Annotated in this window: 20 protein-coding genes and 1 riboswitch; of the genes, 18 read left to right on the top strand and 2 right to left on the bottom strand. The window is 71.4% G+C overall.

Annotated features, from left to right (window positions below; all coding sequences use genetic code 11):
• Position 1 precedes the first annotated feature (1 nt).
• The 14 genes from E9998_RS26825 to E9998_RS18930 all read left to right on the top strand — a co-directional run bounded on the left by E9998_RS26825 (position 2) and on the right by E9998_RS18930 (position 15,386).
• Entirely contained in the window at positions 2-1,486 is a 1,485-nt protein-coding gene (locus E9998_RS26825) for a rhamnulokinase (RefSeq protein ID WP_136531248.1), read from the top strand.
• Positions 1,487-1,542: 56 nt separating this feature from the next.
• On the top strand, positions 1,543-2,835 hold the full coding sequence (locus E9998_RS18875; RefSeq protein WP_136531249.1) for an ABC transporter substrate-binding protein: 1,293 nt from the start codon (positions 1,543-1,545) through the stop codon (positions 2,833-2,835).
• Between the two features lie 23 nt (positions 2,836-2,858).
• Positions 2,859-3,848 carry a carbohydrate ABC transporter permease gene (locus E9998_RS25950; protein ID WP_204745530.1) on the top strand — a complete coding sequence of 330 codons (990 nt, stop codon included), beginning with the start codon at positions 2,859-2,861 and terminating at the stop codon, positions 3,846-3,848.
• A complete protein-coding gene (locus E9998_RS26830) occupies positions 3,845-4,735 on the top strand; it encodes a carbohydrate ABC transporter permease (RefSeq protein ID WP_275669523.1) in 891 nt (296 codons plus the stop codon). The genes E9998_RS25950 and E9998_RS26830 overlap by 4 nt, the downstream gene beginning before the upstream one ends.
• Positions 4,736-4,746: 11 nt before the next feature.
• On the top strand, positions 4,747-5,328 hold the full coding sequence (locus E9998_RS18885) for a DUF624 domain-containing protein (protein ID WP_204745531.1): 582 nt from the start codon (positions 4,747-4,749) through the stop codon (positions 5,326-5,328).
• A gap of 161 nt (positions 5,329-5,489) precedes the next feature.
• Complete coding sequence (locus tag E9998_RS18890) at positions 5,490-6,101, top strand: hypothetical protein (protein ID WP_136531252.1); 612 nt, start codon at positions 5,490-5,492, stop codon at positions 6,099-6,101.
• Between the two features lie 383 nt (positions 6,102-6,484).
• On the top strand, positions 6,485-7,090 hold the full coding sequence (locus tag E9998_RS18895) for a CDP-alcohol phosphatidyltransferase family protein (protein WP_136531253.1): 606 nt from the start codon (positions 6,485-6,487) through the stop codon (positions 7,088-7,090).
• A 62-nt stretch (positions 7,091-7,152) separates the two neighbouring features.
• Positions 7,153-7,584 (top strand): glycine cleavage system protein GcvH, encoded by a 432-nt coding sequence (gene gcvH, locus E9998_RS18900; protein ID WP_136531254.1) that lies wholly within the window; start codon positions 7,153-7,155, stop codon positions 7,582-7,584.
• Between the two features lie 34 nt (positions 7,585-7,618).
• Positions 7,619-8,056: an FHA domain-containing protein gene (locus E9998_RS18905; protein ID WP_136531255.1), complete on the top strand. Its 438-nt coding sequence runs from the start codon at positions 7,619-7,621 to the stop codon at positions 8,054-8,056.
• Between the two features lie 146 nt (positions 8,057-8,202).
• Positions 8,203-8,673, top strand: a complete 471-nt coding sequence (locus E9998_RS18910) for a bifunctional nuclease family protein (RefSeq protein ID WP_136531256.1) — start codon at positions 8,203-8,205, stop codon at positions 8,671-8,673.
• A 93-nt stretch (positions 8,674-8,766) separates the two neighbouring features.
• Entirely contained in the window at positions 8,767-9,324 is a 558-nt protein-coding gene (locus E9998_RS18915; RefSeq protein ID WP_136531257.1) for a MerR family transcriptional regulator, read from the top strand.
• A 21-nt stretch (positions 9,325-9,345) separates the two neighbouring features.
• A riboswitch (glycine riboswitch) is annotated at positions 9,346-9,471 on the top strand.
• A gap of 105 nt (positions 9,472-9,576) precedes the next feature.
• Positions 9,577-12,396: an aminomethyl-transferring glycine dehydrogenase gene (gene gcvP, locus E9998_RS18920; RefSeq protein ID WP_240037677.1), complete on the top strand. Its 2,820-nt coding sequence runs from the start codon at positions 9,577-9,579 to the stop codon at positions 12,394-12,396.
• A 123-nt stretch (positions 12,397-12,519) separates the two neighbouring features.
• Entirely contained in the window at positions 12,520-14,175 is a 1,656-nt protein-coding gene (locus E9998_RS26835) for a substrate-binding domain-containing protein (RefSeq protein ID WP_204745532.1), read from the top strand.
• 74 nt (positions 14,176-14,249) lie between these two features.
• Positions 14,250-15,386 (top strand): chorismate-binding protein, encoded by a 1,137-nt coding sequence (locus tag E9998_RS18930; protein ID WP_240037678.1) that lies wholly within the window; start codon positions 14,250-14,252, stop codon positions 15,384-15,386.
• Here E9998_RS18930 and E9998_RS18935 read toward each other — a convergent pair.
• Positions 15,383-15,634 (bottom strand): hypothetical protein, encoded by a 252-nt coding sequence (locus tag E9998_RS18935; protein ID WP_136531260.1) that lies wholly within the window; start codon positions 15,632-15,634, stop codon positions 15,383-15,385. The two genes, E9998_RS18930 and E9998_RS18935, sit on opposite strands and share 4 nt — an antisense overlap.
• Positions 15,635-15,861: 227 nt before the next feature.
• Between E9998_RS18935 and E9998_RS18940 the strand changes: the two genes are divergently transcribed.
• The gene (locus tag E9998_RS18940; protein ID WP_136531261.1) at positions 15,862-16,230 is read left to right on the top strand and encodes an ankyrin repeat domain-containing protein; all 369 of its coding nucleotides are present in this window, start codon (positions 15,862-15,864) and stop codon (positions 16,228-16,230) included.
• Between the two features lie 7 nt (positions 16,231-16,237).
• On the opposite strand, the gene E9998_RS18945 is transcribed toward E9998_RS18940, so the two are convergent.
• Complete coding sequence (locus tag E9998_RS18945; protein ID WP_136531262.1) at positions 16,238-17,164, bottom strand: LysR family transcriptional regulator; 927 nt, start codon at positions 17,162-17,164, stop codon at positions 16,238-16,240.
• Between the two features lie 77 nt (positions 17,165-17,241).
• Between E9998_RS18945 and E9998_RS18950 the strand changes: the two genes are divergently transcribed.
• The 3 genes from E9998_RS18950 to E9998_RS18960 are packed head-to-tail and all read left to right on the top strand — an operon-like array spanning position 17,242 to position 20,658.
• Positions 17,242-17,976, top strand: a complete 735-nt coding sequence (locus E9998_RS18950; RefSeq protein ID WP_204745533.1) for a succinate dehydrogenase cytochrome b subunit — start codon at positions 17,242-17,244, stop codon at positions 17,974-17,976.
• Position 17,977: 1 nt separating this feature from the next.
• Positions 17,978-19,915, top strand: a complete 1,938-nt coding sequence (locus tag E9998_RS18955; RefSeq protein ID WP_136531263.1) for a fumarate reductase/succinate dehydrogenase flavoprotein subunit — start codon at positions 17,978-17,980, stop codon at positions 19,913-19,915.
• Positions 19,912-20,658 (top strand): succinate dehydrogenase/fumarate reductase iron-sulfur subunit, encoded by a 747-nt coding sequence (locus E9998_RS18960; RefSeq protein ID WP_136531264.1) that lies wholly within the window; start codon positions 19,912-19,914, stop codon positions 20,656-20,658. Before E9998_RS18955 ends, E9998_RS18960 begins: the two co-directional genes overlap by 4 nt.
• Positions 20,659-20,948 lie beyond the last annotated feature (290 nt).

The following is a 20,948-nucleotide window of genomic DNA, read 5'->3' on the forward strand; positions in this document are numbered from 1 at the left end:
GATGAGGCCGCTGCTGGCCGCCGTCGACCTCGGCGCGTCCTCCGGACGCGTCATGGCCGCGAGCGTGGAAGGGGACCGGATCGACCTCGTCGAGGCCGCCCGGTTCCCCAACCGCGCCGTGCCCGTCCACGGCCGCCTCCAATGGGACGCCCTGGGCCTGTGGGCCGGCGTCCTCGACGGCCTCGCCTCCCTCGGCGAGGTCGCCGCGATCGGCGTCGACGCCTGGGCGGTCGACTACGGGCTCCTGGACGCCCGCGGCCACCTCGCCTCCGGGCCCGTCTGCTACCGCGACCCCCGCGGCGCCCGCGCCAGGGACGCCCTCCTGGCCCGCGTCGACGGCACCGCGGCGTTCGCGCGCACCGGCATCCAGCACCAGCCGTTCAACACCGTGTTCCAACTCGCCGCTGAACACCCCGCGACGCTCGCCGCGGCCGACCGGCTCCTGCTCGTGCCCGACCTCATCGCCTACTGGCTCAGCGGCACCGCCGCGTGCGAGGCCACCAACGCCTCCACCACCGGCCTGGTCGACCTCACCACCGGCACCTGGGACGACGCCCTGTGCGAGGCCGCAGGGATCCCCGCGGGACTGCTGGGCCCCATCACCCCCACCGGCACCGTCCTGGGCACCATCGCACCCGAGATCGCCGCCCACACCGGACTCAACGCCGACGCACGCGTGGTCGCCACCGCCAGCCACGACACCGCCGCCGCCGTCGCCGCCGTCCCCTACGAGGGCGACAGCGCCGCCTACATCTCCAGCGGCACCTGGTCCCTCGTCGGCACCGAGACCGACCGGCCCGTCACCACCCCCGCCGCCCTCGCCGCCGGGTTCACCAACGAAAGAGGCGCCGACGGCTCGATCCGCCTGCTGCGCAACGTCGCCGGACTGTGGCTGCTCAGCGAGTCGATCCGCACCTGGACGGCCCGCGGCCTCGACGTCGACCTCCCCTCCCTCTTGAAGGCCGCCGCCGACGTCCCGGTCCTGCGCTCGGTCGTCGACCCCGACGACCCCGCCTTCACCGAACCGGGCGACATGCCCGCGCGCATCGCCGCCCACTGCGCCCGCACCGGCCAGACCCCGCCCGCCACCCCCGCCGAAGTCGCCGCGTGCGTCATCGACTCCCTCGCCCTCGCCCACCGCAAAGCCCTCGAAGCGCTCGAAGCGCTCACCGGCTCACCGGTCGCGACCGTCCACATCGTCGGCGGCGGCTCCAAGAACACCCTCCTGTGCCAGCGGACCGCCGACGCCACCGGCCGCACCGTCCTGGCCGGACCCGACGAGGCCACCGCCCTCGGCAACGCCCTCGTCCAGGCCCAAGCCCTGGGCCTCATCCCCGCCGGACCGCAGGCGCGCCGCGACGCCGCACGCGCCTCTGCCCGGCCACGGCGCCACGAACCCCAAGGCCCCCAAGGACCCTGGGAAAAAGCGGCACGCCGCCTCGAACCCTCCGCAGCCGACCGGCCCGCCGGTCGGCGGAGCAACTGAATAGATCCCGAAGGCCCGCTCCGGCGGGACCCCTCATATAGAAGGAGCAGTCAACGATGATCCGCGACCCTTACCGCCTCCGGCGCCGGTCCCTCCTCACCAGCGCCTCCGCCGCCGCCGTCGTGGCCGCCGCGGCCGCCTGCGGCGACGACGGCCCCGCCGGCACCGCCGACGACCCCATCGAGATCAGCTTCGAATGGTGGGGCGACGAGAACCGCGCCGGCATCACCACCGAAGCCGTCGAACTCTTCCAGAAGAAGAACGAAGGCATCAAGGTCACCACCAACTTCGCCGACTTCCCGACCTACTGGGAAGGCCTCAGCGGCCGCATGGCCTCGCGCGACCTGCCCGACGTCTTCCAGATGGACTACTCGCGCCTGCGCCAGTTCGGCACCGGCGGCCTCCTGCTGCCCCTCGAGGGCGTCGTCAAGACCGACGACTTCCGCGAAGGGTTCCTCGACACCGCCAAACTCGACGGGCAGCTCGTCGCCGTCCCCATCGCCGGCAACACCCTCGGCCTGCTCTACCGCGCCGACTGGTTCGGCGACAACGGCGTCACCTTCGAACCGGGCTACACCTGGGAGGACTACAAGGCCGCCGTCGGCACCGTCGGGGCCACCCTCGGCGAGGGCATGTGGGCCGGCGCCGACTGGGCCGGCCAGTACCACTTCATGGAGCTGTGGCTGCGCCAGACCGGCGGCTCCTTCTACACCGAGGACGGCAAGGCCCTCAACTTCGACGCCGCCAAACTCGTCGAATGGTGGGGCACCTCCGCCGACCTCTACGCCGACGGGCTCGTCCCGCCGGTCGAGACCACCATCGAATGGACCGAGGACGGCCTCGTCCAAGACGTCCTGGGCTCGGAGATCGGCTGGGACAACTTCATGCCCGGCTTCGCGCCCACCGTCGAGGCCAACGGCGGCACCCTCGCCCTCGCCGCGCCCCCGACCCTGGACCCGGCCAACCTCGGCCTCTACCTCAAGCCCTCGATGCAGCTGGTCATCTCCGGCGCCACCGAGCAGGCCGAAGCCGCCGCCAAACTCGTCGACTTCCTCCTGGGCGACCCCGAGGCCATCGCCATCCTCGGCACCAACCGCGGCGTCCCGGCCACCAACACCGGGCTCGAGACCGTCGAGATCGACGCCTACACCCAGGCCGTCCTCGACTACGAGGCCTCCGTCTCCCAGTACCTGACCACGCCCCCGCCGGCCCCGCCGGCCGCCACCGGCGCCATCGAGGTCAAGTTCGGCGAGATCTACCAGCAGGTCCAGTACGGCGAGATGACCGCCGCCGACGCCGCCGACCTGTTCTTCACCGAGGCCGAGACCCTCCTCGCGTCCGAGCAGTAGCCAACCGCGAAGGGAACACCACCGTGTCAGCATCTCCCTCCACCGCCGCGGCACCCGCGGCGAGTGAGGCCGGGACGCCGACCGCACGGGGCACCCGGGGGACGGCCAAGCGCCGCCCCCCGGTCACCCGCCGCGGTGAACGGCTCGCCGGCTACACCTTCATGACCCCCTGGATCATCGGCTCGCTGGTGTTCACCGTCGGGCCCATGCTGTGGTCGCTGTACCTGTCGTTCACCGACTACCACCTCATCCTCGGCGGCGACTTCATCGGCCTGGCCAACTACCGGGCCATGTTCGACGACCCGATGTTCGCCCGCGCCGTCAAGGTCACCCTCCTGTACGTCGTCCTGGCCGTCCCGCTCAAACTCGCCGCCTCGCTCGCGGTCGCCATGCTCTTGACCCAGAGCCGGCGCGGCATCGGCTTCTACCGCGCCGCGTTCTACATGCCCTCGCTCATCGCCATGAGCGTCGGCATGGCCCTGGTCTGGAAGGCCCTGTTCGCCACCGACGGCCCCCAGGACCAGATCATGTCCTGGTTCGGCTGGGAAGGCGGCGGCTTCATCGGCAACCCCGACGTCTCCATCCTCATGCTCGTCCTCCTCAGCGTCTGGACCTTCGGCGCGCCCATGGTCATCTTCATGGCCGGGCTCCTCCAGGTCCCCGGCGAACTCCACGAGGCCGCCCAGGTCGACGGCGCCGGCAAATGGCACCGGTTCGTCCACATCACCATCCCGATGCTCTCCCCGGTCATCTTCTTCAACGTCCTCATGGAGACCGTCCACGCCTTCCAGATGTTCGGGCCCGCCTTCATCATCGGCGGCACCGCCGGCGGACCGGCCTGGTCGACCCTCTTCTACACCGTCCGCGTCTACGCGCTCGCGTTCGTCGACCTGCGCATGGGCTACGCCTCGGCCTGGGCGTGGATGCTCGTGCTCGCCGTCGGCGTCGTCACCCTCATCATGTTCCGCGCCGCCAAGAACCTCGTCTACTACGCAGGGGAGGACAACAAGTGACCACCGCAACCGAGACCGCGCCGCGCACCATAGCGCGCCGCAGGCGCACCGCCGCCGAACGCTCCCGCTCGGTCATCTGGCACCTGGCGCTCCTCGCCTCGCTCGTCGTCGTCCTCTACCCCGCGTTCTGGGTGGTGACCGCCTCGCTCAAACCCAACGAGGACATCATCACCAACCTCTCCCCGATCCCCACCACGATCGTCTGGGAGAACTTCACCAGCGCCTTCGACGGCCTCGCGGGCATCCCGCTGTGGCGGTTCTTCTGGAACTCCTTCGTCATCGCCGCCCTGTCGGTGGTCGGCATCGTCGTCTCCTGCTCGATCACCGCCTACGCCCTGGGCCGACTGTCCTTCCCCGGCCGCAAGGCGATGTTCGCCGTCGTCATCGCCACGCTCCTGCTGCCGGGCCAGGTCATGCTCATCCCGCAGTACCTGATCTTCTCCGAACTCGACGTGGTCAACACGATCTTCCCGCTCGTCATCGGGAAGTTCCTCGGCCTCGACGCGTTCTTCGTGTTCATGTACGTCCAGTTCCTGCGGGGCATCCCCCGCGAACTCGACCAGGCCGCGATGATCGACGGCGCCGGGCACTTCCGGATCTTCTTCTCGATCATGCTGCCGCTGCTGCGACCGGCGATCGTCACCTCCTCGATCTTCACGTTCATCGGCTCCTGGAACGACTTCATGGGCCCGCTGATCTACCTCCACGAGATCGCGAAGTTCCCCCTGCCGCGGCTGCTCCAGTCCTACAACAACACCGAGGCGGTCACGAACTACGGTGGGATGATGGCGATGACACTGCTGTCCCTGGTCCCGGTCGTACTGTTCTTCCTGGTGTTCCAGAAGTTCCTCATCAAGGGCATCGCCACGTCCGGAGTCAAGGGCTAGTGGCGTCCCCCGTGGCCAGGCGCGGGCAGGCGTTCGCCGAAGGGTTCGCCCTCTTCGCCGAATGCCTGCTCGCCGGCGTCTGGATCGCCCTGGCCTCGCTCCCGGTCGTCACCGCCCCCGCCGCCCTCGCCGCGGCCGCACGACACCTGGCCGCGCACGCCGACGGCGAGACCGCCAACTGGCGTACCTTCTGGGCCGACTTCCGCGCCGCATGGCGGCGCGGATGGCGCACCGGCGCCGCCATGATCGGCGCCGCCGCACTCCTGGGCCTCAACCTCCTCGTCCTCGCGCAGGAAGGCGTCCCCGCCCGGCCCGGCTTCGCCCTCGCCACCTTCGCCGTCGCGGGCCTGGCCGCCACGGTCCTGCTGCGCGCGGCCTCGGCGTGGACGCCCGCATCGCGCTGGCGGGACCTGTTCGCCCTGGCCCTGGCCCGCACCCGCGACGACCCCTCGGGGACGGCGATCCTCCTGGGCGGCGTCGTGGTCCTGACGATGTGCACGTGGGCGCTGTGGCTGCTGGCGGTCCCGATGATCGGCTGCCTGACCGGCGCGGCCGTCGCCGTCGAACGCCGCCGGCTCGCCCGCCAGGAGTAGGAGGCCCGCCGCCGTCTCCTGCCGCAGGAGGACCCGAGTTCCTTCCAGCGACGGGCGTCGATGCTTGCTAGCGTTGGGGGAGGAGCAACCCCCCTTGTCCGACAAGCAGGCACGAGGCCCGCCGGCTCCCTCGGGCGCCGTGCCGCCGCACGGAGGCACCCATGTCCGTCCCACCCGACAGCCCTCGCACCCGACCCGGCGTCGTCACCGCCGCCGTCGCCCTCCAGATCCTCCTCGCGCTCTTCCTCGTCCTCCAGTCCGTCGCCGGCCTGATGTACGGCGCCGACGCCCAGGCCGCGGCCGAAGCCGAACTCGCCGACCAGGGCTACGCCATGTCCGACCTGCCCGAGGGCACGACCTTCGAAGGCGGCGGGGCCGCCGCCTGGGCCCCGATCGTCTTCGCCGCCCTCCTGGTGGTCCTGGCGCTGCTCAACGGCGCCGGGAAGCGCCCCGCCCGCATCCTGACGTGGGTCGTGCAGCCGCTCGTCCTCGTGTGCGGCGGCTTCCTGTTCGTCTCCCAGGCGCTCGCCGCCACGTTCATGGAGGCCGGCATCGAAGCGGGCGGCGGCCCCGAAGACCTCGACGCCCAAGCCCTCGTCGACGCCCTCGGCGGCGTCTACCCCGTCTGGGCCGACATCGCCTCCTACGGCGCGTTCGCACTCGCGACGGCCGGATCGATCGCCGTGATCGTCCTCCTCGCCGTCCCCGCTGCGAACGCGTTCTTCCGCAAGGAGACCCCGCAGACGTTCATCCCCGGCGCCCCGCCGGCCTGACCGAGGCCCCGCCCGGGCCGGCCCGACGGGCCGGCCCGGGTTGTTTCCCGTCACGTTTTCCCCCCGCCCCACCCGACCCAGGGCCCCCGCGCCCTCCCCACTGGAGCGAGCGGCGGCGCCCCCAGCTCGCCAAAGGGACGCCACCGCCCGCGAACGGCCCCCGGTGACGGCGCGCATCAACTCGGTACGGACGTCGGAGGCGGCGGCTAGAATCGCGGAACACCCACCGAACCGATCCGAAGGGTCACGCAGCGCACGGCACCCGAGCCCGCGGCGGCCCCACGATCACGCACAGCACGGACCGCCCGCCCGCCCGGCGGGCGAGAGGAGACCGACCCAGGGCCGCCGTCGGAGCGCGACGCCGGGCCGCCGAGAGGACCGCCTTGAGCAAGTCAGCATCAGCGCCGCCCGGCTGGGGCGTGTGGACGTGGCCCAACCTGGTCACGGCCGTCCGACTGCTCGGCATCCCCCTGTTCTGCTACCTGCTGCTGGCCACCGAGTACTACTGGCAGGCCGCCCTCGTCCTCGCCGTCGGCGGCGGCACCGACTGGGTCGACGGCCAGATGGCCCGCCACATGAACCAGGTCTCCAAACTCGGGCGCCTGCTCGACCCGTTCGTCGACCGCCTCTACATCCTCTCCTCGCTCCTGGTCCTCACCTTCATCGGCCTGCTCCCGTGGCTGTTCACCGCCGCCGTCCTCCTGAGGGAGGCCGTCCTGGTGACCATCGTCATCGTCCTGCGCTGGCACGGCTACGCCCCGCCCCAGGTCCACTTCCTCGGCAAGAGCGCCACCACCGTCGTCTTCATGTCCTTCCCCGTCCTTGTCATCGCCGGACTCGTCGACGACGCCTCGGCGTGGGCCGCCCCCCTGGGCTGGGCCCTGGCCTGGTGGGGCCTGGGCCTGTACTGGCTCGCCGCCCTCGTCTACCTGCGCCAGGCCGCCGGACTGCTCCGCGCGGGCGCCCCCCGCGCCGACGCCCTCGCCTGAGGAGCGCCTCCGTCACCCCGATCGGCCCCGGCGCGCAGCCCGCCGCGACGGGCGATACGGTCATGGGCGTCCGACCCGCGCGATACGGCGGGTTTCTCAGAGGGGAGCGCCAGGTGATTCCGGAGCAACTGCGTTACACCGCGGAGCACGAGTGGGTCGAGGAGCGCGGCCAGGCCCGCGTCGTCCGCATCGGCATCACCGACTTCGCGCAGAACGCGCTCGGCGACGTCGTATACGTCCAGCTCCCGGAGGCAGGCACCGAGGTGCGGGCCGGCGACGTGGTCGGCGAAGTCGAGTCGACCAAGAGCGTCTCCGACGTGTACGCTCCGTTGACCGGTAAGATTCTTGCGTGCAATGACGAATTGTCGGAATCCCCGGAATTGGTGAACAGCGACCCCTATGCGGCGGGCTGGATGTTCGACATCGAAGTCGAGGATGCAGGCTCGCTCACCGCTTTGCTCGACGCCGGAGCGTATGCGAAGCTTACGGAGTGACCAGAGGGTCCAGACTTGTAGAAGGTGGCAATCCATGACGCGTTCGAATGACGAGTTCCCTCCGCCGGATGTGACGGCCACGATGAACCTGTCCGCTCTCCAGGAGAGCGGCGAGGTCGATGCGGAACTCAATTCCGCCCGCCTGGCGGACTCGCTCCCCGCGGGCACCGCGCTGCTGATCGTCCGCCGCGGACCGAACGCAGGCGCGCGCTTCCTGCTCAACCAAGAAGTGACGACCTCCGGGCGCCACCCCGACTCCGACATCTTCCTCGACGACGTCACCGTCTCGCGGCGCCACGCCGAGTTCCACCGCGACGCCGCCGGATTCACCGTCCGCGACGTCGGCAGCCTCAACGGCACCTACGTCAACCGCGAACGCGTGGAGACCGCGGGCCTGGGCAACGGCGACGAGGTCCAGATCGGCAAGTTCCGCCTCGTGTTCGTCTCGGGCCCCAAACCGGCCGCCGCCTGACCACCCCCGCCCCGCCCCCGGAGCGCTCCCCAAGCGCGCAGGCGGACAACGGGACCGTCGAGTAGGCTGTGAGACCCAGGACCCGCCCGGGACCTCCCGTGGCGGGTCCGACAGGCAGTGGACGCACACCCGTTGGAGGCGAACCGGTGCGGATGATGACCGTAGTCGGGGTCCGCGTGGAACTCCCGAGCAACCAGCCGGTGGTCCTGCTCAAAGAGGCCGAAGGCAACCGGTACCTCCCGATCTGGATCGGCACCGTCGAGGCCGCCGCCATCGCCTACCAGCAGCAGGACGTGCAACTGGCCCGCCCGCTCACCCACGACCTCATGCGCGACGTCCTCGACGCCCTCGACACCACCCTCACCTCCGTCGAGATCACCGAACTGCGCGACACCGTCTACTTCGCCGAACTCGTCCTCGACGGGCGCACCCGCGTCTCCTCGCGCTCCTCGGACGCCATCGCGCTCGCGCTGCGGACCGAGGCCCCGATCTGGTGCGCCGACGCCGTCCTCGACGAGGCCGGCGTGGTCCTGCCCGACACCCAGGAGGACGAAGTGGAGAAGTTCCGCGAGTTCCTCGAAGAGGTCACCCCCGAGGACTTCGGCGAGGGCCGCTAACCGCCCCGAAGTTTTCTCTCGTTCAGCCCATGGTGGAGGGTTCGGACGCTACGCTCACCTTCGTAACGCCAGGTCGTGCGCGGGGAGGAAGCGATGGACGCCCACAGTGAACCGGCGGGACGGACCACCGTCCCCCCCAGCCAGATCCGCGGCTGGCGCGGCGCCGCGGCCTGCCGCGTCGTCGGCATCACCTACCGCCAGCTCGACTACTGGGCCCGCACCGGCCTGGTCGAGCCGAGCATCCGCCCCGCCACCGGCTCGGGCTCCAACCGCCTCTACTCCTTCCGCGACATCATCGTCCTCAAGGTCATCAAGCGCCTCCTGGACGCCGGGGTCTCCCTCCAGAACATCCGCAAGGCCGTCGAGGCGCTGCGCTCGCGCGGGGTCAAGGACCTCGCCGAGATCACCCTCATGTCCGACGGCACCACCGTCTACGAGTGCCGCTCCGCCGGAGAGGTCATCGACCTCCTGCGCGGAGGCCAGGGCGTCTTCGGCATCGCCGTGCGCACCACCGTCACCGAGGTCATGGGGCGCCTGTCGACCCTCCCGGGCGAGGCCCCCGTCAAGGCCCCCACGCAGCTCCACGCCCCCGACCGGGCCGCCGAACGCCACACCGGGCACGTGCCCGGTGGCCGCCGCACCGCTTCCTGACCTACCATGGCCGCAGAGCCGGAAAGACTGGTGGGAGAGTCCGCGCGGCCCCGAAACCGCCCTGTGGGGCGGCCCGGGGCCCGGCGCGGCACCGAAGGGGCAAGACTTCTCTCCGAACCTCTCAGGTAACAGGACCGCCCGTCATTGGCCGCTCTGAAACCGGACAGTGCCAACGCACGGCTGGCAAGCCGCGGCACCGGTGACAGATGAGGGATGCGTTCACGCACCGCCTGTCACCGGAGGGAACCCGAGTTGTCTTTCGCCGCACGCCACATCGGCACCAGCGCCGCAGACCAGGACGCCATGCTCAAGGCCGTCGGCCAGCCCAGCATCGAAGCGCTCATGGACGCCTGCATGCCCGACCTCATCCGCTCAGCGGGCGACCTCGGCCTGCCCCCGGCGGTCTCCGAGACCGAGGCGCAGGCCGAACTGCGGGCCCTCGCCGGCCGCAACCGGCCGCTGCGGTCGATGATCGGCCTGGGCTACCACGGCACCCACACCCCCGCGGTCCTGCGCCGCAACATCCTGGAGAACCCCTCCTGGTACACCGCCTACACGCCCTACCAGGCCGAGATCTCCCAAGGCCGGCTCGAAGCCCTCCTGAACTTCCAGACCGTCGTCACCGACCTGACCGGCCTCGACGTCGCCGGGGCGAGCCTCCTGGACGAGTCCACCGCCGCCGCCGAGGCGATGCTGCTCGCGCGGCGGGCCGCCAAGAAGACCACCGGAAACGTCTTCGCCGTCGACCACCGCGTCCTGCCCCAGACCATCGCCGTCCTCAAGACCCGCGCCGAACCGCTCGGCATCGACCTCGTCGTCGCCGACCTCGACTTCCCTGCCGATCAGCCTCCGCTGACCGGCGCGTTCGGGTTCCTGGCCCAGTACCCCGCTACCGACGGGTCCGCCCTGGACCTGTGCGCCCTCGCCGCCATGGTGCACTCCTGGGGCGGCCTGCTGGTCACCGCCGCGGATCTGCTCTCGCTGGCGGTGCTGGAAGCGCCGGGCGCGCAGGGGGCTGACATCGCGGTCGGCTCGACGCAACGGTTCGGGATGCCCATGGGCTTCGGCGGCCCGCACGCCGGATACATGGCCGTGCGCGACACCTTCCAGCGCCAACTGCCCGGGCGCCTGGTCGGCGTCTCCCGCGACTCCGGCGACAATCCCGCGCTGCGCCTCGCCCTCCAGGCCCGCGAACAGCACATCCGCCGCGAGAAGGCCACCAGCAACATCTGCACCGCCCAGGTGCTCCCGGCCGTCGTCGCAGCCTCGTACGCGGTCTGGCACGGACCGGAAGGCCTCCGTGCGATCGCCGAACACGCCGCCGGGCATGCCGCGCGGCTGGACGCCTCGCTGCAAAGCGCGGGAATCGCACTCGCGGCGGAACGGGCGTTCGACACCGTCGCCGCCGTCGTACCCGGCCGCGCCGACGCCGTCATCGCAGCAGCCGCCGACCGGGGCGTCAACGTGCGCCGCATCGACGCCGACACCGTCGGCGTCTCTTGCGACGAGACCACCACCGAGGCCGATCTTCAGGCCGTTTGCGAGGCGTTCGGGGTTCCGCTGGCGGACCCGTTCGACGGCGATCCGGTTCCTTTCGGACTGCGCCGCACCAGCGCGTTCCTGACCCACCCGGTGTTCACCGCACACCACTCCGAGACGGCGATGATGCGCTACCTCAAGCGCCTCGCCGACATGGACTACGGGCTCGACCGGGGCATGATCCCGCTCGGGTCGTGCACGATGAAGCTCAACGCCGCCGCCGAGATGGAGCCGATCTCATGGCCCGAGTTCGCCGACGTGCACCCGCTCGCCCCGGCCGACCAGACCGAGGGCTGGCGGGCCCTGATCGACCAACTCGAAGGCTGGCTCGCCGAGGTGTGCGGGTACGCGGCCGTCTCCGTGCAGCCGAACGCCGGCTCGCAAGGCGAGCTCGCCGGGCTGCTGGCGATCCGCGCCTGGCAGGCCGACCGCGGCCAGGCCGGGCGGGACGTGTGCCTCATCCCCGCCAGCGCGCACGGCACGAACGCCGCCTCGGCGGTGCTCGCCGGGATGCGCGTGGTCGTGGTGGCGTGCGACGAGGCCGGGAACGTGGACCTGGGCGACCTCGACGCCAAGATCGGCGCGCACGCCGACGACCTGGCGGCCATCATGGTCACGTATCCGTCGACGCACGGGGTGTACGAGGCGACCATCGGCGAGGTGTGCGCGCGGGTGCACGACGCGGGCGGGCAGGTGTACGTCGACGGCGCGAACCTGAATGCGCTGCTGGGGTGGGCGAAGCCGGGCCGTTTCGGTGCGGACGTGTCGCACCTGAACCTGCACAAGACGTTCTGCATTCCGCACGGCGGCGGCGGTCCGGGCGTGGGCCCGGTGGCGGTGGCCGAGCACCTGGCGCCGTTCCTGCCTTCGGACCCGATGGGCGAGGCCGGTGCGGTGGGACCGGTGTCGCAGGCGCGGTGGGGGAGTGCGGGCATCCTTCAGATCCCGTGGATGTACCTGCGGATGATGGGTTCGGCGGGGGTGACGGCGGCGACGTCGTCGGCGGTGCTCGCGGCGAACTACGTGGCGGCGCGGCTGCGGGAGCACTTCCCGGTGCTGTACGCGGGCGCGCACGGGCTGGTGGCGCACGAGTGCATCCTGGATCTGCGGGAGTTGACGAAGCGGTCGGGGGTGAGCGTGGAGGACGTGGCGAAGCGGTTGATCGACTACGGGTTCCATGCGCCGACGATGTCCTTCCCGGTGGCGGGGACGTTGATGGTGGAGCCGACCGAGTCGGAGGACCTGGCCGAGCTCGACCGGTTCTGCGAGGCGATGATCGCCATTCGCGGCGAGATCGAGGCGGTGGCCTCGGGTGCGGTGGCGGTGGAGGATTCGGCGTTGCGGGCGGCGCCGCACACGGCGGCGGTGGTGACCGCGGACGTGTGGGATCGGGCGTATTCGCGGGCCGAGGCGGCGTGGCCGGCGGGGGTGTCGGCCGCGAAGTACTGGCCGCCGGTGGGCCGGATCGACAATGCGTGGGGGGATCGGAACCTGGCGTGCACGTGCCCGCCGATCGAGGCGTACGGGGCCTAGTCGCCGCGCGTTCGTCGAGGGCCCCGCTCGCACTGTGAGCGGGGCTCCGATCTGCTGGTTCTAGACTGGGCGCCGACGGTTCCCCCAGGAGTGAAGCTGATGGTTTTCGGTACTGCGCGTGCGGTGAAGTCGCACCGGCTAGGGCGGCGGCGCAAGAAGGGCGGCTCGCGGCTGCCGGTGGCGCCGTGGATCGTGATCACGCTGGTGTGCGTGCTGGTCGCCTCCGGGCTGACGTGGGGGTTCATGACGCTCCTGCGGTCAGGGTGCTCGGGTTCGGTGTACCGGGTGACGGTGGCGGCGGCGCCGAGCATCGCGGCGGCGGTCGACGACGCGGCGCAGGAGTGGGAGGCGACGCAGCCCGAGGTCGAGGGCGAGTGCGTGGGCGTGGAGGTGCAGGAGGTGTCGGCGGCGGCGGCCTCGCGCGGGATCTTGGGCGTGTGGGACCAGAAGTCGCTGGGGCCGCCGCCGATCGCGTGGGTGCCCGATTCGCAGGCATGGGCGTCGTGGGTGGGCTCCAGTGAGGCGACGGCCGGGTACGTGTCCTCGGACCCGGTGGTGCTGGGTCAGGCGACGTCGGTGCTGGCGGTGCCGGAGTCGACGGCCGACGCGCTGGGCTGGCTGGGGGGCCAGCCGCCGTCGTGGGCGGACGTGCTCGATGCGGCGCTCGCCGGTGACGTCGATCTGGCGGCGGCGAATCCGCGCACGTCCACTGAAGGCCTGGTGGCGATGCTGAACGCGACTTCGGACGGCGAGGGCGGGTTCTCCGAGGAGGCGTTGGCGTCGTATACGGCGGCGATCGAGGCGGGGTCGGTGGCCGACGACGCTTCGGAGCAGTTGGCGGCGTACGCCGAGTCGGGCGAGGCGGGGCAGGTGTTCACGACCCTGGGCTACCAGGTGGACAACTTCAACGCGACGAGCGGCATGGAGGAGCAGCTGGTGCCGGTGACGCCCAGCGGGTCCTCGGTGGCAGCGGTGGCGACGTACCTGGTGCTGGGGGGCACGAGCTGGGTGTCGGAGTCGGACGCGTCGATCGCGGGGCGGTTCGGTTCGTTCCTGGCCGGTGCGGTGGCGGACGGGTCGTTCTCGGCGATCGAGTTGACGCCGGCCGAGGACGGTGCGGCGGCGCTGGCGCAGGCGACGCCGGAGGCGGTGGGCCAGGCGGTGCGGTCGTGGCAGGAGGGCCGCCAGGACCTCAACGTGCTGTTCCTGGTGGACCGGTCGTCGCGGATGGGCGAGGAGACGACCGACTACGGCGGTGAGAGCGACGTGTCGGTGGCCGACGCGGCGATCCGCATGGCGGTGGACATGGTCGAGGACATGGAGTCGACGTCGCGGGCCGGGCTGTGGGAGTTCGGGGTCGGGGCCGACGGCGATGCGAACTGGCGGGCGGTGACCGACCAGGCCGAGATGTCCGACGGCAACCGCGAGGCGTTGCGCAACGACCTGTGGGCGGTTTCGGAGAACGAGGAGTACGAGGGCACGTCGCCGCTGTACGGCGCCTTGGAGGCGGCGTACGGGTACATGGGCGAGCACGCGGCCGACGGCTCGGTCAACGTGGTGGTGGTCTTGACGAACAACGTGGAGGACACCGCGTCGCCGCCGACGGTGGGGGAGACGGCCGAGACGCTCGCTTCGATGGCGGGTGCGGCGACGGTGTACACGGTCGGGTTCGGGGACGCGAACGCGGACAACCTCGCGCTGCTGGCCGAGGCGACGGGCGGCGCGTATGTCGAGGCGCCGTCCGAGGGCGGTGTCCTGGAGGCGATCGGCGCCCCGTAGCGGGTGACCGGGGCCACCGGGGAGGACCCGTTCGCGATCTTGGCGTGCGGCCGGGCCTGGGCGACACTAGAGCGGTGTCGGTGTTCGCTCATGTTCGGCCCGCTCCCGCGGGGGCGCCTGCGGCGTGCGCCGGGCGCCTGGTGGAGGTCGACCGGTTCGAATGGCGCCTGGGCGAGGGCGGCGATCCCGCCGAGGTCGCCGCGGCGTTCTGCGCCCGATACACCGGACCGCACGAGGCGTCCGAGGGGTCGGTGTGCGGCGTCGCCGTGCTGGTGTCGGCCGCCGCGGGTGCGGTCATGGTCGGCGGCGCGAGCGGCGCCCCGACGCCGGCCCCTGCGGTCCCCGACCTCGCTCTGGTGGCGTTCGCGCACGGCCCGGCCGTACCCGCGCCCGCGCCCGGGCCGTTCACGGTCGGCCCTTGGCGGCCCTCGTGGACCGGCGCCGACCACGCCAAAGCCGTGGTCGCCGTCCAGGAGGCCATCGGCCGCGGGCAGGTCTACGTCGCCAACGTCGTGGGGCACCGCAGCGCCCCTTGGGGCGGTGATCCGGGCGCGCTCGCCGCGGCCGTCGCCGCCGTCCCCGGCGCCGCGTGGGGCGGGGTCCTGACCGGCCGGGGCTGGCTCGTCGCCTCCGGTTCGCCCGAGTGCTTCCTCACCGCCGACGCCCTGAGCGTGACCGCGCGGCCGGTCAAGGGCACCGCCGAGGCCACCGAGGCGGGCCGGGCCGCGCTCACCGGGTCGGTCAAGGAACGCGCCGAGCACGTCATGATCGTCGACCTCGCCCGCAACGACCTCGCCCGCGTCGCCCGGCCCGGCACCGTCGCCGTCCCCGAACTGTTCGCGCTGCGCCGCTGGGCCGACCTGTGGCAGGCCGAGTCCACCGTCACCGCGGCGATCGCCGCGGGCACCGGACTGGCCGACCTGCTGCGCGCGACCTGCCCGCCCGGATCGGTCACCGGCACGCCCAAACTCGCCGTCCTCGACCTCGTCGGCGCCTTGGAGCCGGTCGGTCGCGGGCCCGCCATGGGCGCCTTCGGATTCGTCACCGCAGATGAGGTGCGCCTGGGCGTCACCATCCGCACGCTCGCCCTTGACGCCGACCGCGCCCACCTGTGGGCCGGCGGCGGCATCACCTGGCGCTCCGAGCCCGAAGCCGAAGTGGCCGAAGCCGAAGCGAAAGCCGCCGCCGTCACCGCCGCGCTCGTCGCCTAGTCCCTGGCGGCCCGCCAGATCGCCAGCGTCTGCTCCTTCGCGCTCTCCCTGAGCCCCTCGGGCCACTCGGCCCGGTACAGCCGCAGCCGCGGCGTGGGGGAGTCGAGCTCGACCACGCACCCCAGCGCCATCGGCGGATCGGGGTGGACGCGCCGCAGCCAGACGGTGCCGGCATTGCCGTCGTCCCCGCTGACCTGAATGGTGCGATGCTCCAATTGGAACTGCCCTAGAATCTTCGGCTCGCTCATGATCGAGTCCTCACCGTCCTTGTCCCACCGAGAAAGGGCGCGCGGCGGTGCGTGTCAGCGACGCCGCCGCGCGGGCCCGCATCAATCCTTCCCACCTCTGCGCAGCCGTGTCAATACCCGGCCCGACACCTGGGCGGGTGAAACGACCCGACCGGTCCATTGCGGAGGACACCCTGACGGCCACCGAACCCCCGCCGCACCCGTGCGCGTGTGCCAAGCTTGCAGACGTGAGCGACAACGAGGAATTCCGCGACATAGCCGAAGCCGCCTTCGACCTGGCCCGCGCCGGCGAGACCGAACGACTCCTGCGGTTCGTCGAGGCCGGCCTGCCGGTCGACCTCGTCAACGGCTCGGGCGACACCCTGCTCATGCTCGCGGCCTACCACGGCCACGCCGCCACCGTCACCGCGCTCGCCGCCGCCGGCGCCGACGTCGACCGCCGCAACGACCGCGACCAGTCGCCCCTGGCCGGCGCCGTCTTCAAAGACTTCGGCGAGGTCGTCGCGGCCCTGCTCGCTGCCGGCGCCGACCCCGACGCCGGCACGCCCTCGGCCCGCCAGATCGCCGCCATGTTCGACCGCGACGCCTTCGCCTGAGAGCGCCTCAGACCGAACGCATCCCCTCCGGCAGGCGCCCCCACGCGTGCAGGTCCGTCAAATGCGCCTCCAGGCTCGCCGCGAACGCCGCCGCCGCCTTCGTCGGCGGCGACTCCCGCCGCGACGCCAGAGCGATCGTGCGGCTGGCCCCCGGCGGCGCGATCGGGGTCGCCCGCAGCCCCGGACGGCCCGCCGCGATCATCGCCGGCAGCAACGCGATGCCCAGCCCCGCCTCCACCAGGCTCGCCACCGCGTCCGTCGCACCCCCGTCGACGCCCGTACGCGGACTGAACCCCGCCGCCTCGCACGTCGTGATCGTCAAGTCCCGCAGGTCGTAGCCGTGCGCGGGCAGCACGAACGCCTGCTCGCGCAACTGCGGCAACCCTATGAACGCCTGCCGCGTCAACGGCGGCAGATGCGAGGCCGAAGCGACCACGAGCGCCTCGGCCAGGAGCGGGCGCACCGTCAGACCCGTCGCGTCGGCCTTGTCGCCGATCGTGAACGCCAGATCCAGGTCCCCGGCGCTCAGCCGCTCGGTCAACGGCCCCGACCCGTCCTCGGTCAACGTCACCGTCACCCCCGGATGCGTCTCCAGGTACCGCGTCAGCAGCGGCGCGATGAGCCACGAGCACAGACTCGGCGTCGCCCCCAGACGCAGGTGCCCGGCCCGCACTGCCAGCACGTCGTCGATGTCGGCGCGCGCGGCCGCATGTGCCGCGGTGATCCGCCGCGCGTGCGGCAGCAGCGTCTGCCCCGCGTCCGTCAACTCGATGCGCCCCCGCGACCGCGTGAGCAGCGGCGCCCCCAGTTCCGTTTCCAGCGACTGGATCTGCTTGCTCAATGACGGTTGTGTCACACCCAGTTCATCGGCCGCCTGAGTGAAATGTCGGGTTTTCGCGACGGTGAGGAACGCCTGAAGCTGCTGCGGACGCATTACCATAACGTAACGGCATGGAACGGCGATCCGCCATGAATTGGACCGGTGACGCCTGTCGCGTCTAGCCTCTGGGCGTGTCTACGGATCTGCAATCGCGCACCGCCGCGCCCAAGGCGGCCCGCCCCGCCCCCTGGAAGCCGTGGCGTTCCAACATCGGCCTCAAGATCGCCATGGCCGTCTCCGGCGTCCTCATGGTCCTGTTCATCATCGCCCACATGGCCGGGAACCTCCACGTCTTCGAAGGCCGCGAGGAGATGAACGCCTACGCCGCCGGACTGCGCTCCTTCGGCGCCCCGCTCCTGCCCCACGAGAGCCTCCTGTGGGTCATGCGCATCGGCCTCGTCGCCTCCATCGCCGTCCACATCGGCGCCCTCATCGCACTCTCCCGGCGCGCCCACCACGCCCGCCCCGTCCGCTACGCCCACCGCCACAAGGCCAAGGGCGAATCCCCCAACGCCTACGGCATCATGCGCTTCGGCGGCATCGTCATCTTCCTGTTCGTCATCTGGCACCTGCTGGACCTCACCTGGCGCACCGTCAACCCCGTCAAGGACGCCCACGACGCCTACGGCGCCGTCATGGCCACCTTCGACCCCGACCGGTGGCCCGTCACCGTCTTCTACCTCCTGGCGCTGACCGCACTCGGCCTGCACCTGCGCCACGGCATCTGGTCTGCGGTGCAGACCATCGCCGGGCCGAACACCAAGTGGCGCAAGCGGACCCAGGCGATCGCCCTGGCCGTCGCCGTCCTCATCGTGGCCGGGTTCGCCATCGTGCCCCTGGCCGTCACCTTCGGAGTGGTGAGCTGACATGAGCACTGACTTCTACCGCGAAGGCGCACCCGTAGCGGACGCCAAGGCCCCCGAGGGGCCCATCAGCGAACGATGGGAGCAGCGCCGCTTCTCAGGGCGCCTGGTCAACCCCGCCAACCGCCGCAAGCTCCGCGTCATCGTCGTGGGCACCGGCCTCGCCGGCGCCTCCGCCGCCGCCACCCTCGGCGAACTGGGCTACCGCGTCGCGAACTACTGCTTCCAGGACTCCGCGCGCCGCGCCCACTCCATCGCCGCCCAAGGCGGCATCAACGCCGCCAAGAACTACCGCAACGACGGCGACTCGGTCCACCGCCTCTTCTACGACACCGTCAAGGGCGGCGACTTCCGCTCCCGCGAGTCGAACGTGCACCGCCTCGCCGAGATCTCCACCGAGATCATCGACCAGTGCGTGGCCCAAGGCGTGCCCTTCGCCCGCGAGTACGGCGGCCTGCTCGACAACCGCTCCTTCGGCGGCGCCCAGGTCTCGCGGACCTTCTACGCCCGCGGCCAGACCGGCCAGCAGCTCCTCCTGGGCGCCTACCAGGCCCTCCAGCGGCAGGTCGCGGCCGGCACGGTCGACCTCCACACCCGCCACGAGATGCTCGAACTGGTCATCGTCGAGGGCAAGGCCCGCGGCATCATCGTCCGCGACCTCGTAACCGGCGAGATCTCCACCGAACTCGCCGACGCCGTCGTCCTCGCCACCGGCGGCTACGGCAACGTGTTCTTCCTGTCCACGAACGCCAAGGGCTGCAACGTCACCGCCTCCTGGCGGGCCCACCGCAAGGGCGCGTACTTCGCCAACCCCTGCTACACCCAGATCCACCCCACGTGCATCCCGCAGTCGGGCGACCACCAGTCCAAGCTCACGCTCATGTCCGAGTCGCTGCGCAACGACGGCCGCGTCTGGGTGCCCAAGGCCCGCGGCGACGACCGCCACCCCGCCGACATCCCCGAGTCCGAACGCGACTACTACCTCGAGCGCCGCTACCCGGCGTTCGGGAACCTGGTGCCGCGCGACATCGCCTCGCGCGCCGCCAAAGTCGTGTGCGACGAGGGCCACGGCGTCGGCCCCGGCGGCCTCGGCGTCTACCTCGACTTCGCCGACGCCATCAAGCGGCTCGGCAAGAAGGCCGTCGAGGCGAAATACGGCAACCTGTTCGACATGTACGACCGCATCACCGGCGAGAACCCGTACGAGCGCCCCATGCGCATCTACCCGGCCGTGCACTACACGATGGGCGGCCTGTGGGTCGACTACGACCTGTCGTCGAACATCCCGGGCCTGTTCGTGACCGGCGAGGCGAACTTCTCCGACCACGGCGCCAACCGCCTGGGCGCCTCGGCGCTCATGCAGGGCCTCTCCGACGGCTACTTCGTGCTGCCGAACACCATCTCGGACTACCTCGCCGACGGCCCCTTCGAGGCCCTCAGCGAGGACCACGAGGCCGTCGTGGCCGCCCGCAAGGAGGTCGACGACCGGATCGCGTTCTTCCTCGGCAACGACGGCGACCGCACCGTCGACTCCTTCCACCGCGAACTGGGCAAGATCATGTGGGAGTACTGCGGCATGGAGCGCAGCGACGAGGGCCTGCGCAAGGCCATCGGCCTCATCCGCGACCTCAAGGACGAGTTCTACAAGCGCGTCAAGGTCACCGGCAAGGCCGAGGAGCTCAACCAGCAGCTCGAGAAGGCCGGCCGGGTGGCCGACTTCTTCGAACTGGGCGAACTGATGTGCATCGACGCCCTGCACCGCACCGAATCGTGCGGCGGGCACTTCCGGGCCGAGTCCCAGACCGAGGAGGGCGAGGCCAAGCGCGACGACGAGCACTTCTCGTACGTCGCGGCCTGGGAGTTCGGCGTCGACGAGCCCGTCCTCCACAAGGAAGCCCTGGAATTCGAGTACGTCCACCCGACGCAACGGAGCTACAAGTGAAGCTGTCTCTGCGCATCTGGCGCCAGCCCGACGCCGACACCAAGGGCCAGATGGTGCCCTACGAGATCGAGGGCGTCTCCGAGGACGCCTCGTTCCTGGAGATGCTCGACGTCCTCAACGAGCACCTCATCGCCGAGGGCAAGGACCCGGTCGCGTTCGACCACGACTGCCGCGAGGGCATCTGCGGCGCCTGCTCCCTGGTCATCGACGGCCAGCCGCACGGCCCCCAGGCCGCGACCACGACCTGCCAGCTCCACATGCGGCGCTACAAGGACGGCGACTCCATCGACATCGAGCCCTGGCGCGCCGGAGCGTTCCCGGTGATCAAGGACCTCGTGGTCGACCGCTCCGCCTTCGACCGCATCATCCAGGCCGGCGGCTACATCTCCGCGCCCACCGGCACGGCCCCCGAGGCCCACTCGGTGCCGATCCCCAAGCAGGACGCCGACGCGGCCTTCAACGCGGCGGCCTGCATCGGCTGCGGCGCCTGCGTCGCGGCCTGCCCGAACGGGTCGGGAATGCTCTTCATGGGCGCGAAAGTCTCGCATCTGAGCCTGATGCCGCAAGGCCAGCCCGAGCGGCGCACGCGCGTGCTCGGCATGGTCGCCGAGCATGACGCCTCCGGCTTCGGCGGGTGCACCAACCAAGGCGAGTGCGCCGCGGCGTGCCCGAAGGAGATCGGTCTCGACGTGATCGGCAAGCTCAACCGGGACTTCCGCAAGGCCGCGGTCCGCGCGGCATAGGAACCTCGCAACGCGTTCGGCCCCAGGCTTCGCCTGGGGCCGAACGTCGTACCATCCCCGCGCCGGCGGGGAACACATCCGGTCGCCCAAGTCGAAGAGGTTGCCCGGCTCATCCCCGCGTGCGCGCGGAAGGGGCCCCCGGACTCGCATCCGAAGGCCCCTCGATTCCGCTGCCCCGCGTGAGCGGGGAGACCCCATGAGGCGGGTTCGGTCCCACGTGAGCAGGACAGGACCGCCCTATGTAAACAACGACTCGCGGGCCGCCAGGTCGCGCCGCTTGACGGTGACCC

The sequence above is a fragment of the Glycomyces paridis genome (genome assembly GCF_004912155.1).
Taxonomy (GTDB): Bacteria; Actinomycetota; Actinomycetes; order Mycobacteriales; family Micromonosporaceae; genus Glycomyces; species Glycomyces paridis.

Bases quoted from the DNA above. Each gene is read 5' to 3' on its own strand.
- E9998_RS18905 (WP_136531255.1), top strand. From the start codon at position 7,619: ATGACGCGTTCGAATGACGAGTTCCCTCCGCCGGATGTGACGGCCACG.
- E9998_RS18890 (WP_136531252.1), top strand. From the start codon at position 5,490: ATGTCCGTCCCACCCGACAGCCCTCGCACCCGACCCGGCGTCGTCACC.
- E9998_RS18955 (WP_136531263.1), top strand. From the start codon at position 17,978: ATGAGCACTGACTTCTACCGCGAAGGCGCACCCGTAGCGGACGCCAAG.
- E9998_RS26825 (WP_136531248.1), top strand. From the start codon at position 2: ATGAGGCCGCTGCTGGCCGCCGTCGACCTCGGCGCGTCCTCCGGACGC.
- E9998_RS18875 (WP_136531249.1), top strand. From the start codon at position 1,543: ATGATCCGCGACCCTTACCGCCTCCGGCGCCGGTCCCTCCTCACCAGC.
- E9998_RS18945 (WP_136531262.1), bottom strand. From the start codon at position 17,164: ATGCGTCCGCAGCAGCTTCAGGCGTTCCTCACCGTCGCGAAAACCCGA.
- gcvH (WP_136531254.1), top strand. From the start codon at position 7,153: ATGGGCGTCCGACCCGCGCGATACGGCGGGTTTCTCAGAGGGGAGCGC.
- E9998_RS18935 (WP_136531260.1), bottom strand. From the start codon at position 15,634: ATGAGCGAGCCGAAGATTCTAGGGCAGTTCCAATTGGAGCATCGCACC.
- E9998_RS18915 (WP_136531257.1), top strand. From the start codon at position 8,767: ATGGACGCCCACAGTGAACCGGCGGGACGGACCACCGTCCCCCCCAGC.